Genomic DNA, 13,525 nt, shown 5'->3' with positions numbered 1-13,525 from the left:
CAACGAATCCGTCCAAACTGTCCGATTCGAAACGAGATTGCCCCTATCAGTGGAACGTCGCGCAGTGACAAGCGCACCTCGAGACGGCGATCGGCTAGCGCTTGGCCGGGAGGGAGCGGGCGTAGCCGACGCCGCGGTCGACCCACTCGCGCAGGGTGGTGTCGTTGTGGATCGCTGCGCCGGTGACGCGGACCCAGCCGTCCATTTCGCGGCCGCCCATGATCATGGGCTTCACGGAGTCGTCGTCGATCAAGGCGCCGCCCTCGGCGGGATCGATGCGGACCAGCAGTCCGCCCTGGCGGCTGGCCGCCACCGCCATGTTGCCGCCGATCAGGAAGGCGAGGCCGCCGAACATCTTCTTCTCGGTCACGTCAGGGCCGGGCTCGATCAGGTCGCGGATCCGCTCGGCCAGTTCCTCGTCGTAAGCCATGGGTCACAGTGTGGACCTCGGGACAGACATCGAAGCCAAGAAAGCCCGATATGCGGGCAGTGGTATCCCGTGGTATTGGGAGGTCCGGCTGGCGCGCGACCCTCGCGGCATCGCCAGCATTCGCGCGTACGTGCTGGAGACCGCGCCGGGCCAACTCCCCGAAGGCGTCCGCCCGCTGCGGCGAACCAACTACATCGTGGCAGGCGAGTGGATCCCCGGCGACACGGATGGGATCGATATCGACCACCCGTTCCCGATTCGCATTCCCTGGTCCGAACTCGAGTATTGAACGCGGACGTCCGTACTTCGGCGGTATCCAATCCTCTGACGACACAGAGTTTTCCGCCACCTCACGCCATCAGTGACAGGTGCGGGGCTGCGGGGAGTACACGTCGGCCGAGCCGTAAGCATCCCCGGTCAGGGCCGCCTCCCTCAGCGGCCCTGACCGGGGCGGTGCTCAGCGTACGCGGGTTTTGGCCAGGTCAAGGACGGCTGCGCGGTAGCGGTCGGCGATGAGCCGGACGACCGCGGGGTGCACGCCGATGGGCTCGGCGACGCCGTCGGCGCCCGCGTCGTGCAGGCGCTGCTGGAACAGGCCGTGCGCCAGCAGGTAGGACGCGATGAACACCCGCCGCGCGCCGGAGGCACGAAGATCCGTGACCACCTCGGGGACGCGGGGGGCGCCGGTGGCGACGTAGCCGATGCGCACCGGCGCGTCGAGGTGCTCGGCCAGCATCGCGGCCGCGCGCCGAACATCGTGGCGCGCACGCGCATCCGAGGAGCCCGCCGCGGCGAACACGACCGCGTCACCGGGCCGCCAGCCCGCCGCACGCAACCGCATCGCCATGATCCTGGCCAGCGCCGGGTCCGGCCCCATGGCCGGGGTGACGGCCACCGCGTCGTTGCCGCTCTCGGCGACCTCGCGCGGCACGTCCTGGTAGACGTGGTAACCGGAGGCGAGGAAGGCCGGAACCACTACGGCGGGAACGGATTCCGCCGCGCCGCTCAGGTCGCGCAACACCTCCGACGGCGACGGGCCGAGCACGTCGACGAAAGCGGTGCGGACGACGGGCGCGCCGGTGTGGGCGCCGCGCCCCGAAATCGCGGCGCCCAGCTCCGGAACAGCCTGCGCCGCACCGAGTTCACGGGAGACCGCCTCGGCGAGCGCGGCGATCATCTCCACACCCCTGGTGCTTCGGGTGCCGTGCGCCACCAGCACCAGGGCCGGCGTGCTCACCAGCTTCCCATCGCTTGCGGGGCGTATTTGGGAGCACGCACGGGCGCGCCGATACCGGGTCCCTGCGGCCGCGTCGGCGGCAGCTGGCGCGGATTGTTGTCGGTGCACTCGGCCGGATCCAAGGCGAGCCGGTAGCCGCGCTTGACCACGGTCTGGATCGCCTTCGGCGTGCCGAGCCCGGCCCGCAGCCGGGCGATCGCCGTCTCCACGGCGTGCGTGTCGTCACCGCCGCCGGGTAGCGCCGAGAGCAGGTCCTCGCGGGAGACCACCCGACCGGGCTGGCGAGCCAGCGACCGCATCAGCGCCATCGGCGCGGGCGCCAGCTGACGCACCTGACCGTCGACGACGACGCAGGCGCCGCGCACGCTGATGTTGTGTCCGGCGGCATGAATCCGGTTGGCCCGCCTGGGCAGTTCCTCGGCCACGTGCCTGGCCAGGGCGCCGAGCCGCGCACGCCCCGGCATCGAGGTCGGCACGCCGAGCTCTTCCAGCGGCGCAGCGGTGATCGGCCCGACACACGCCGCGAGCACCCGGCCGCGCAGGGCGTGCAGCACACCCTCCAACAGTCCGGTTTCCTTGGCGCGCATCAACATCGACGCCACGGCGGGAGCGCTGGTGAAGGTCACGCAGTCCAGGCTCGCGGTGACGATCGCCTCGATCAGCTGGTCCATCGGACCCTGATCGGCGGGTGGAGTCCAGCGGTACACCGGCACCGGAACGACATCCGCTCCGGCGCAACGCAATACCTCGCAGAAATCGGGGACCGGCTCCCACTCGGTGGTGGCGCCGTGCAGCTGCACCGCGATCCGCACGCCCTCCACGCCCTCGGCCAGCAGGTGATCGAGCACCTCGGCGGAGGATTCGGAGGCGGGCGACCATTCCTCGCGCAGTTCCGCGGCGCGGATGGCGCCCTTGGCCTTCGGGCCGCGGGCCAGCATGCGGGTGGCGGCCAGCGTGCTGCGCAGGTCTTCGGCCAGACCCCAGCCTTCGGCCGCCTCCATCCAGCCGCGGAAACCGATGCCGGTGGTGGCCACGGTGATCTGCGGCGGCTCGGCGACCAGCGTCCGGGTGACCCGCTCCAATTCGTTGTCGTCGGCCAGCGGAATGATCCGGATGGCGGGCGCCGACACGACGGTGGCGCCCCTTCTGACCAGCAGGGTGGCGAACTCCTCGGCCCGCCGCGCCGCCGTGATGCCCACCGTGAATCCGGCGAGACAGGCGCCCGCCTCAGTTGTCGTCATGGATGTTCACCCGTCCGAGGAGTCGAGCGCCGCCGGCTCGTTGGAAACCGAAACGATGCTGTCGTCGACACGCACCGCGTACACCGGCAGCGCCGCCGATTCGTCGTCCAGGCATCGCCCGTCGAGCAACGAGAACGCCTGCTTCAGCAGCGGCGAGGCCACGACGGGCACGCCGCCGCGATCACCGACGATCCCGCGCGACATGACGGCCGCGCGACCGAACGGATCGATATTGCCGACGGCGTAGACGCTGCCGTCGGTCAGTCGAAACAGAGCGGCCTGCTGGCCACCCTTCAGCAACACCGCAACGCCGCGGCCGGGGATCAAATAGTCGAGTCGGCATGCCTGCGTCCAACCGGTGGCCGTAGCTGGCGAGATGCTGGGTGTATCGATCACGGTCATCGGGTTCCTCCTCCGAACGCCATACTCATTGGTACCGGCGTCCTGTTTCCACACGGTTAAGACGTTATTTCCCGTGCGTGGCGGCCGGCATTTGTGGCACACCCAACAGCACCGGCACTTTGCGCTCGCCGCTGTCGTCGAACGAGATGGTCGGGTCGGACTCTTCCGGCGCGTTGACGAAGGAGACGAAGCGCGAGAGCTTCTCCTCGTCGTCGAGCACCGCGGCCCACTCGTCCTTGTATCCGTCGACGTGCTTGGCCATGGCGGCCTCCAGCTCGTCGGCGATGCCGAGGCTGTCCTCGCAGACGACCGCCTTGAGGTAGTCCATGCCACCCTCGAGCGCCTCCTGCCACGGCGCGGTGCGCTGCAGCCGGTCGGCGGTGCGGATGTAGAACATCAGGTAGCGGTCGATGTACTTGATCAGCGTCTCGTCGTCGAGGTCACCGGCGAGCAGCACCGCGTGCTTCGGGGTCAGACCGCCGTTGCCGCCGACGTAGAGGTTCCAGCCGTGCTCGGTGGCGATCACGCCGACGTCCTTGCCGCGCGCCTCGGCGCATTCGCGGGCGCAGCCGGAGACGGCCAGCTTCAGCTTGTGCGGGGAACGCAGTCCGCGGTAACGCTTTTCGAGCAGCACGGCCATGCCGACCGAATCCTGCTGACCGTAACGGCACCAGGTGGAGCCGACGCAGCTCTTGACGGTGCGCAGCGACTTGCCGTACGCGTGGCCGGATTCCATGCCCGCGTCCACCAGGCGCTGCCAGATCTTCGGCAGCTGCTCGACGCGCGCGCCGAACAGGTCGATGCGCTGGCCGCCGGTGACCTTGACGTAGAGGCCGAACTCCTTGGCCACCTCGCCGATGGTGATCAGCTGCTCGGCGGTGACCTCGCCGCCCGGCATCCGCGGCACCACCGAGTAGGTGCCGTTCTTCTGCAGGTTGGCCAGGAAGTGGTCGTTGGTGTCCTGCAGCGCGGCCTGCTCGCCGTCGAGGATGTGATCACTCGAGGTGGAGGCCAGGATGGAGGCGACGGTCGGCTTGCAGATGTCGCAGCCGGTTCCCTTGCCGTACTTGGCGATCAGGCCCGAGAAGGTGCGGATACCGGTGACCTGGACGATCTGGAACAGCTCGGCGCGCGACTGGGTGAAGTGCTCGCACAGCGACTTGGAGACCTCGACGCCGGACTGCTCGAGCAGCTTCTTGAGCATCGGCACGCAGCCGCCGCAGGAGGTGCCCGCGTTGGTGCAGCTCTTGATGGCGGGCACATCGCAGGCGCCCTCGGCGATCGCGCCGCAGATCGCGCCCTTGCTGACGTTGTTGCAGGAACAGATCTGCGCGTCGTCGGGCAGGGCGTCCGCGCCGAGTTCCGCGCCCGCCGGGGAGATCAGCGAGGCGGGATCGGCGGGCAGCGGGCGGCCCACCAGCGGACGCAGGGCCGAGTACGCGGAGGCGTCGCCGACCAGGATGCCGCCGAGCAGGATCTGGGCGTCGTCGGAGACGACGAGCTTGGCGTAGGTGCCCTTGGCCGCGTCGTGCAGCACGACCGACAGCGCGCCCTCGGTGGTGCCGTGCGCGTCACCGAAGCTGGCCACGTCGACGCCGAGCAGCTTCAGCTTGGTGGACATGTCGGCGCCGGGGAATTCGCCCGCGCCGCCGAGCAGCCGGTCGGCGACCACCTCGGCGGTGCTGTAACCGGGGGCGACCAGGCCGTAGCAGATGCCCTCGACCGCGGCGCACTCGCCGATGGCCCAGATGTTCGGGTCCGAGGTCTGCAGGCCCAGGTCGGTGATGATGCCGCCGCGCGGACCGACTTCGATGCCCGCGTCGCGGGCGATCTGGTCGCGCGGACGGATGCCCGCGGAGAACACCACGAGCGAGGCGTCCTCGATGACCGACTCGTCGGAGAGGGTCAGCTTCAGCTTGCTCTCGCCCACGGCCTCGATCGCCTGGGTGCCGACGCCGGTGTGCACGTTCAGGCCGAGGTCGGTGACCAAGCGCTCCAGGATCGCGCCGCCGCCCGCGTCGACCTGCGCGGGCATCAGCCGGTCGTTGTATTCGATGACGTGCGGGGTCATACCGAGCAGGCGCAGCGCGTTGGCCGCCTCCAGGCCGAGCAGACCGCCGCCGACCACCACGCCGATCGCGCCGGGGCCCGCCGCTTCGGCGGCGGCCCGGATGCCGTCCAGATCCTCGATGGTGCGGTAGACGAAGCAGCCATCCAGATCGTGGCCCGGCACCGGCGGCACGAAGGCGTAGGAACCGGTGGCCAGCACCAGCGCGTCGTAGGCGATGGTGTCGCCCGCCGAGGTGACGACCTTGCGCGCCTCGCGGTCGATGGTCTCGGCGCGCTGGCCGAGGCGCAGCTCCACCAGCGCGTCACCGGCGTACTCGTTGCCCGGCAGCGCGAGCGCGCTCGCGTCCCAGGTGCCGACGTAGGAGGACAGGCCGACGCGGTCGTAGGCGGGCAGTTGCTCCTCGCTGAGGACGACGATCTGCCACTGGTCGGCCTCGTCGCGCGAGCGCAGTGCCTCGACGAAACGGTGCCCGACCATACCGTGGCCGACGACCACCGCGGTCTTGCGCTGGGCGGGATCGACTGTGGGGTTCATGGTGACCTCCCTGGGAATGGTTCGGGCGTCAGGCGCGAGCCGACGAGTTGGACTTGGTTGCGGCGGCCTCGGCTTCGAGGACCAGCGCCTCGGCCTCGTGCACGACGTCGGTGTCGGCGGCCATGGTGGGACGGCGGAGGAAGACCAGATAGGTCACCGTGGCGCAGGCCACGTAGAAGACCATGAACACCCAGAAGGCGGCGGTGGCCGAGCTGGTCGAGGCATAGGAGGTGCGCAGCACCAGGTTGATGCCGACGCCGCCGAGCGCGCCGATCGCGCCGACGAAGCCGATGAGCGCGCCGGAGGTGTTCTGCGACCAGGCGGCCTGCTCGGCCGGGCCGGCGTCCAGGCTCTTGGACTTGGCGTCGAACACCGACGGGATGATCTTGGTGACCGCGCCGTTGCCGATGCCGGAGAGCACGAACAGGGCGATGAAGCCGATGACGAGCACGGTCATCACGCCGCCGGTGGCGACGCCCTTGTTGCCGTCGGCGGCCGTGCTGGCCAGGCCGACCAGCAGCGCGGCGGCCATCATGGCGCCGAAGACGTACATGCTGACCTTGCTGCCGCCGATCCGGTCGGCCCACTTGCCGCCGTACGGGCGGGCCAGCGAACCGAGCAGCGGGCCGATGAAGGCGATCTGCGCGGCGTGCAGCGCGGCCTGCGCGGCGGTGTCGCCGCCCGCCTTGAAGCTGATCTGCAGGATCTGGCCGAAGGCGAAGCTGTAGCCGATGAACGAACCGAAGGTGCCGATGTAGAGGAAGGCGATCGCCCAGGACTGCGGCACCTTCAGCGCCGTGATCATGTAGGACAGGTCGGCCTTCTGGTTCTTCAGGTTGTCCATGTAGAGCGCGGCGCCGACACCGGCCAGCGCGACGAGCACCAGGTAGATCGCGCAGATCAGCGAGGCGTAGCCGTTGCCGAGCGTCGCGATGACCAGCAGGCCGAGCAGCTGGATGACCGGAACGCCGATGTTGCCGCCGCCCGCGTTCAGGCCGAGGGCCCAGCCCTTGAGCCGCTGCGGGTAGAAGGCATTGATGTTGGTCATCGAGGAGGCGAAGTTGCCGCCGCCGAAGCCCGCGAACGCCGCCACGACCATAAAGGTGGTGTAGGACGTGCCCGGCTGGTTGATGAAGTACAGCGTCAACAGCGTCGGGACCAGCAGCATCAAGGCGCTGAAGATCGTCCAGTTGCGTCCGCCGAACCGGGCGGTGGCCACGGTGTAGGGGATCCGCAGGAACGCGCCGACCAGCGTCGGCATCGCGACGAGGAAGAACTTGCCCGCGGGGTCGATGCCGTACTTGTCGGTGGGCATGAACAGCACCATCACCGACCAGATCGACCAGACCGAGAAACCGACATGCTCGGCGAAGACCGACCAGATCAGGTTGCGCTTGGCGATATCCTTGCCGCCCGCCTCCCAGGCCGCGACGTCTTCGGCATCCCAGTGCTCGATGTTGTGGTTACGCGTCAGCGTGCTCAACAAGGGCCTCCCAAAATCGGTTGGCCCCAACGGTAGGAAACAGGTATTGCCGAAATGCTGCGGGAAATGACCGTCAAATCAACGGTTGCTCACGATTACCCGGATATCGGGGTGAGTTTCAACCGAATGTTTCACCCGTGTGACATAAGGGTTTCCACGGGTGACAAACAGCCGATCTCGCGCACAGCGGCCGGTGAGGTGTGACGCGCACAGCATGCGCCGCGTCGTGCCGACCCGCAACTCGAATGAGGCGAGTCGCGGGCGGTCAAGCCCAGCTGTCCTCGAGCATGCGTGGTTTGCACGCCTGCCAAGCGCCCGCGAGCAAGATCAGCACCGCGACGCTCAGCATCGCGAACGGCGCGAGCCAGCCGCCCGTCGCCGTGTGCAGCATGCCGAACAGCAACGGGCCCGCACACGCGACGGCGTAACCGACGCCCTGGGTGAATCCGGACAGCGCCGCCGAACCGCGCGGCGTCCTGGTGCGCAGATTGATGAGGGTGAGCGCCATCGGGAAGGTGCTCGGGCCGAGGCCGAGGATCACCACCCAGAGCACCGGCGCGCTCATCGGTGCGATCAGCAGACCTGCGAAGGCGACGAAGAACAGAGCCGCGCAGACCACGACGACGGGGAAAGGATTACGGAAACGCGCGACCAGGGTCGGCGCCGAGAGCGCGGCCACCAACCCGACAAGGGCGAACAGACCGACCATGGTGCCGCCGAACGCGGCGCTCGCGCCCGCTTCGCCCAGGATTTTGGGCAGCCAGGCGAAGATCGCGTAGGTGCTCAGCGAGGTCATGCCGAACATGCCCGCCATCCCCCACGCGACCGGCGAACGCCAGACCTGCCCCGCAGGCTCGTTGTGGTCCGCACCCATACCGGTGCTGTCGGCCAGGTCGCGGCCGCGCCGGGCGCGCAGCACCCCGAGCCAGGGCACCGCGGCGGCGAAACCGAGCAGCGCCCACAGGCCGACCGAGATCCGCCAACCGTGCGCCTCGGCCACCGGCACGGCGATCAGGGCGGGCACCACCGTGCCCAGCTGCACCATGGTGATGTAGAGCGAGCTGATCATCGCGAGCCGGTCCGGGAAGTACCGCTTGACCAGCGGCGGGATCACCACGTTGCCGATGCCCATGCCGCCGAGCGCGAGCGCGGAGAAGATCAGCAGTTCGGCGGTGCCGTGCACCGAGGCCCGGATCAGCATGCCGAGGCCCGCCATCAGCATCGCGGTCAGCGCGGTGCGCTCCAGGCCGATGCGGCGCACCAGCAGCGGCGTCAGCAGGCCCGAGAGGGCGAACATCGCGGTCGGGATCATGCCGAACACGCCGACGACGGCGGTCGAGTAACCGATGTCGGCGCCGATCCGTTCGGCCAGGGGGCTGAACGCGGTGACGGCGACTCGCAGGACCAGTGCGGACATCACGATCGCGGTGAGGACGAGCAGCCTGCCCTCGACGAGCGCGCGCTCGCGCAGCTCGGGGGCGGCGGATTCGTGGCGGGTCGCGGTGTCCGGAAGGGTCGCTGTCACCGAAAAATCATAGGATGACCCTATGATCGGCGGCAACAATTTGTGACGGGCGGTACTCTGTTCCGGTGCAACCCGTCCGGCGCACCAGCCTCATCGCCCAGGTAACCGAACAGCTGCGTGCCGAAATTCGTTCCGGCCGTTGGGCTATCGGCTCCCGCATCCCGACCGAACCGGAGCTCACCGAGCTCACCGGGACGGGTCGAAATACGGTGCGCGAGGCCGTCCAGGCGCTAGTGCACGCCGGCATGCTGGAACGACGCCAAGGCTCGGGCACCTATGTGATCGCCGCCTCGGAAGTCGGTGGCACGCTCGGCAAGTACTTCGCCGACGCCGAGGAGCGCGACGTCCTCGAATTGCGCTTGGCCCTCGACACCACCGCCGCCGCGCTGGCGGCGCGCCGTCGCGACGACGCCGACATCGCGAACCTGCGCAGTTTGCTAGAGGAACGCAGCCTCCACTGGGACGAGGACACCCGCACCGCCATCGCCGCCGACGTGGCGCTGCACCGCGCGATCGTGGTCGCCAGCCACAACGCGGTGTACCTCGAGTTCTACGACTCGCTGCTGCCCACCATCGAACAGGTGATCCGCTCGCGGACTTCGAAATCCGACGATTCCTACGACGCGGAGCACAATGAATTGGTGCAAGCCGTCGTCGACGGCGACGCCGATCGCGCCGCGCAGGCCGCGCGCTGCTTCCTCGGCTCGCTCATCGCGGAATACCCGGACGCCCGATAGTTCCAACCGGTTCTAGAGCAGGCGACCAGGTAACCAACCGGTCACCGAGGGCTCTTCCCCCATGTGAGTCGGATTTGCCCGGAACGTCACGGAACGCCATTGGCTCGCAACAACCGGCTTCTACCTTTGTCTCGACCGTACAAGGCAACTCGACGGCCCCTCTGTCGAATGGAGGGGCGTCCCGAGACGAACAACGTCGCAACGGCGCGACGATTGCCGCGATGAGGGTCGGTCGAGACAGATCGAGAGGAAGCCGATGACTGCCACAGTTGCTGCCACCGGCCAGCAGTCGGAATCGTTCAGCCACCAGAAGCGTGGCCGCTGGCTGGAGCACTGGGAACCGGACAACACGAAATTCTGGGAGTCGGGCGGAAAACTGACCGCGCGCAAAAACCTGATCTTCTCGGTATTCGCCGAGAATCTCGGCTTCAGCGTGTGGGTCATCTGGGGCACGGTGGTCACCAGCATGGGCGCCGCCGGCTTCGACTTCCTCGCCGGACTCGGCAAGGGTAACCCCACCGCGGTCAGCAACGCCCTGCTGCTCACCTCCACCCCGACGCTCGTCGGTGCGGCACTGCGCATTCCGTACACCTTCGCCATTCCGAAATTCGGCGGGCGCGCCTTCACCGCCTTCAGCGCGGCCATGCTGCTCATCCCGACGCTCGGCCTGGCCTACTTCGTGAACCAGCCGGGCACGCCGATGTGGGTGTTCATGGTGCTCGCGGCGCTGGCCGGCTTCGGCGGCGGCAACTTCTCCTCGTCGATGGCCAACATCTCGTTCTTCTTCCCGGAGGGGAAGAAGGGCGCGGCCCTCGGCATCAACGCCGCGGGCGGCAATCTCGGTGTCGCGCAGACCCAGCTGGTGCTGCCGCTGCTGATCACCCTCGGCACCCATCTCACGGCCAAGGATCCGGCGGGCTACCGCTTCGGCATCACGCTCTCGGTGCTGGTCTGGGTGCCGTTCATCCTGATCGCCACCTTCGGCGCGCTGCGCTACATGGACAGCATCAGCACCGCCAAGTCCGACGGCAAGTCCTACAAGCTGGCGCTCACCAACCGGCACACCTGGGTGATGTCGTTCCTCTACATCGGCACCTTCGGCTCCTTCATCGGGTTCTCCTTCGCCTTCCCCACCCTCATCAAGGCGAACTTCCCCGACCTGGCCAAGATCAGCTGGATCACCACGCTGGGCAACCTGGCCTTCCTCGGCGCCCTGGTCGGCTCGTTCAGCCGTCCGTTCGGCGGATGGATCTCCGACAAGGTCGGCGGCGCCAAGATGACCCTGTTCGTCTTCTGCGGCATGTCCGTCGCGGTCGCCGGGATCATGGCGGCGCTGGAGCTGAAGAGCTTCCCGCTCTACCTGACCGCCTTCCTCGCGCTGTTCATCCTCACCGGCATCGGCAACGGCTCCACCTACCGGATGATCCCGTCCATCTTCAGCGCGGAGGCCAAGAAGTACGCCTCCGAGCACGGCCTGGACATCGCCGAAGCCGCGGCGTCGGCGAAGCGACAGGCGGGCGCGGCGATCGGCGTCATCGGCGCGGTCGGCGCCTCCGGAGGCTACCTGCTGCAGCAGGCGCTTCGCCTGTCCAACATCAACTTCGGCAGCATGGCGCCCGCCTTCTGGACCTACGCGGTGGCCTTCCTCGTGATGGCGACCGTCACCTGGTTCTTCTACCTGCGGTCCTCCTTCGCCATCGGCCGCGTCCCCTCGCTGGCCTACGCGAAGGTGTAAACCGCAACCGACGTCCGGTATTCGAACCCGAACCCCGAATACCGGTCCGGGTCTGGCAGCCCGAAACCCCCTCCGGGCTGCCGAGCCCCCGAATGCCGCTGGGAACAAGGGCCTCCCAGCGGCATTCGGCATTGCCGTGCTCGCACCATCGCGCGTAATCGTGAAAGTTTCGGCTTCGTCGGCGAATTCCGTTGCTATGGTCGACAGCGACGACCATCCGAGTCGTTTCGATTCTGGGGAGCCCGATCATGGACGATGACGTGGGCCGAACGGCGATCTCGCCGTTCGTCGCGTCGATGACGACCAGGATCGCGCGCCACGCTGACGCCTACTCGGTCGAGGTCGAGCGCTTTCGCGAGTCGGCGCCACGGGCCGTCGGTGCAGAGGAACGAATTCTCGAAGACTTGTATGCCCATGTGGAAAACATCCTCGTGAGCTACGAGCCACCCGGCGTCCGGCGACGCGGCGACAGCCTGACTTTTCAGCATCTCTATACCGCTGTCTTCGAACGGCCGTCGGACGCCGACGACGAAACGACCGGAAGCCTCCTCGGTGAGGTCATCGAAGCGCTGGTGGCGGCGGAGACCGAATTTCGCGGGCCGCTCAGCTTGAGCCACGTACAGCGGGAGCGGCTGGCCCAGACCTATGAGCGCCTCGGAAGCGCGCTGAGCGGTGCCTTGCTGCCCGCGCACGCGCGCATGGCGTTCCGCCGCGCCGCCTGGCTGTACGGCGTGAACGAGGATCGCGATGCGCAGGACCGCTGCGAACTGGCCAGTGCGAGAATACGGACGACAAGAATCTATCCGTGGTGGCAGCGCACTGCGGGGCGTGCCGCGGATCTCTTGTGCGGCTATGGTTTTCACCCGTTCCGGCTGCTCGGCTGGATCGGTGTCGTGCTGATCCTCAGCACCGTGGCCCTCGTCGCGATCGAGGGCGTTTCGCTCACCACGGCGCTGCGTCTGTGCGTGGTCAGCGCGCTTGCGCCGCTCGGCGCCGACGATCAGGAAACGCTCGGTTCGTCCGGGCGGGCCCTCTTGGTGTTCGAATCCTGGCTGAGCGTCGTTGCCACTTCGGTCTTCTTCGCGCTGTTGGTCCGACGATGGTTCAGGCTGTGATCCCGCCGCGCTACCAGTTCGTTCTGCTCAGGTCCGCCTGGTACAGCGCGGACAGGGTCGCCACGGACAGCCGATCGCGGAGCTGGTAGATCCGCGATTCCCATTGGCGAGAGAATCCCGGGTCCGATTCCAGCTGGCGCCATACGCCCCGCAATGCCGCGGGCGAGTGCGCGCCGGGCAGCCAGAGATGCACGACGTGCTCGAGCATCGTCGCCACGATCTTCACCGATTCGGAGCCGTTGTGTGTCAGCAGATCCGCTCGCTCGATCTCGGCGCCGACGACGGTGAGCAGCCAATCGTGGAGCGCGAGATCCTCGCAGAACCGCGGTACCACGGCCAGTTCACGCTCGTCACCCACCGTGACGATCGCGCACCGCCTTGCCTCGTCGTCGAGCAGGAACCGCAGGCTCGGCTGCGCATCGGGCACGACCCGTGCGGCCCAGCGCAGCCTCGTCGTCTCGGCCACGAAGGGGACACGTTGGTCCAACGCCGCGTTCATCCGAACCCGCCGCAGCAGGTGCTCGCTGATCGATCCCAGATCGAGCGTCTCCGGCGGCGGTACGCCCGAGAGCATGACCGCCTCGACCAGGTCGGCGCCGACCCGGTCGCCATCGGACACTCGCGTCAGCACCTCGGTCACACCGGCTCGCCCCAGATAGTGCGACCATGCCTGCCTGCGGGTGCTGAAGGACCGGACCACCCCGGTATGGACCGAGCTCTGCAGCACCCTGCCGCCGACCACTACCGCCTTGGCGGCCGCCGTCCCCACCGCGCGCAGGGTCGTGCCAGAGGCGGTCGCCAGCCGGCAGTCCACGCCGATCGCGGTGCTCGGCGAGCTCGCCAGAGCCACCGGGCGCGAACGAGACACCACGCGCCGTCCCGGAACCAAGGCGAGCAGATCTTGGACGACACCCTGGCTCAATGCTGCCGAGTCGGGCACCAGGCAGGTCCGCACTTCCCCGAGAACGACCAGCGGCCGGGTCTGCGGATCGGACACGAATTCAGGCGTCGGCAC

General features: G+C 68.3%; 12 protein-coding genes. 4 read left to right on the top strand and 8 right to left on the bottom strand.

Annotation, left to right across the window (positions count from 1 at the left end):
* Positions 1-94 precede the first annotated feature (94 nt).
* Positions 95-430: a TfoX/Sxy family protein gene (locus AC3ERS_RS15445; RefSeq protein ID WP_431967903.1), complete on the bottom strand. Its 336-nt coding sequence runs from the start codon at positions 428-430 to the stop codon at positions 95-97.
* A 10-nt stretch (positions 431-440) separates the two neighbouring features.
* On the opposite strand from AC3ERS_RS15445, the gene AC3ERS_RS15440 reads away from it, so the two are divergent.
* Complete coding sequence (locus tag AC3ERS_RS15440; RefSeq protein ID WP_431967901.1) at positions 441-719, top strand: hypothetical protein; 279 nt, start codon at positions 441-443, stop codon at positions 717-719.
* A 168-nt stretch (positions 720-887) separates the two neighbouring features.
* Here the strand turns inward: AC3ERS_RS15440 and AC3ERS_RS15435 are convergent, their stop codons facing one another.
* The 6 genes from AC3ERS_RS15435 to AC3ERS_RS15410 all read right to left on the bottom strand — a co-directional run bounded on the left by AC3ERS_RS15435 (position 888) and on the right by AC3ERS_RS15410 (position 8,923).
* Positions 888-1,667 carry a sirohydrochlorin chelatase gene (locus tag AC3ERS_RS15435; RefSeq protein ID WP_431967899.1) on the bottom strand — a complete coding sequence of 260 codons (780 nt, stop codon included), beginning with the start codon at positions 1,665-1,667 and terminating at the stop codon, positions 888-890.
* Positions 1,664-2,908: a uroporphyrinogen-III synthase gene (locus tag AC3ERS_RS15430; RefSeq protein ID WP_431967897.1), complete on the bottom strand. Its 1,245-nt coding sequence runs from the start codon at positions 2,906-2,908 to the stop codon at positions 1,664-1,666. Before AC3ERS_RS15430 ends, AC3ERS_RS15435 begins: the two co-directional genes overlap by 4 nt.
* 6 nt (positions 2,909-2,914) lie before the next feature.
* Entirely contained in the window at positions 2,915-3,310 is a 396-nt protein-coding gene (nirD, locus tag AC3ERS_RS15425; protein ID WP_431968005.1) for a nitrite reductase small subunit NirD, read from the bottom strand.
* A gap of 64 nt (positions 3,311-3,374) precedes the next feature.
* Positions 3,375-5,915, bottom strand: a complete 2,541-nt coding sequence (gene nirB, locus AC3ERS_RS15420) for a nitrite reductase large subunit NirB (protein WP_431967895.1) — start codon at positions 5,913-5,915, stop codon at positions 3,375-3,377.
* 28 nt (positions 5,916-5,943) lie between these two features.
* A complete protein-coding gene (locus AC3ERS_RS15415; protein WP_431967893.1) occupies positions 5,944-7,401 on the bottom strand; it encodes a nitrate/nitrite transporter in 1,458 nt (485 codons plus the stop codon).
* Between the two features lie 262 nt (positions 7,402-7,663).
* Positions 7,664-8,923: a CynX/NimT family MFS transporter gene (locus AC3ERS_RS15410; RefSeq protein ID WP_431967891.1), complete on the bottom strand. Its 1,260-nt coding sequence runs from the start codon at positions 8,921-8,923 to the stop codon at positions 7,664-7,666.
* A 65-nt stretch (positions 8,924-8,988) separates the two neighbouring features.
* On the opposite strand from AC3ERS_RS15410, the gene AC3ERS_RS15405 reads away from it, so the two are divergent.
* From AC3ERS_RS15405 to AC3ERS_RS15395, 3 genes are all read left to right on the top strand, one after another.
* Positions 8,989-9,660, top strand: a complete 672-nt coding sequence (locus AC3ERS_RS15405) for a FadR/GntR family transcriptional regulator (RefSeq protein WP_431967889.1) — start codon at positions 8,989-8,991, stop codon at positions 9,658-9,660.
* 256 nt (positions 9,661-9,916) lie between these two features.
* Complete coding sequence (locus AC3ERS_RS15400) at positions 9,917-11,395, top strand: MFS transporter (protein WP_431967887.1); 1,479 nt, start codon at positions 9,917-9,919, stop codon at positions 11,393-11,395.
* Positions 11,396-11,643: 248 nt separating this feature from the next.
* A complete protein-coding gene (locus AC3ERS_RS15395) occupies positions 11,644-12,510 on the top strand; it encodes a hypothetical protein (RefSeq protein ID WP_431967885.1) in 867 nt (288 codons plus the stop codon).
* Positions 12,511-12,520: 10 nt separating this feature from the next.
* Here AC3ERS_RS15395 and AC3ERS_RS15390 read toward each other — a convergent pair whose 3' ends face one another.
* Positions 12,521-13,507, bottom strand: a complete 987-nt coding sequence (locus tag AC3ERS_RS15390; RefSeq protein ID WP_431967883.1) for an SCO2521 family protein — start codon at positions 13,505-13,507, stop codon at positions 12,521-12,523.
* Positions 13,508-13,525: the final 18 nt, after the last annotated feature.

It is taken from the genome of Nocardia sp. bgisy134 (assembly GCF_057708325.1).
The sequence above is the reverse complement of the archived record's forward strand: the minus strand, read 5'-3'. Positions and strand labels throughout refer to the sequence as shown.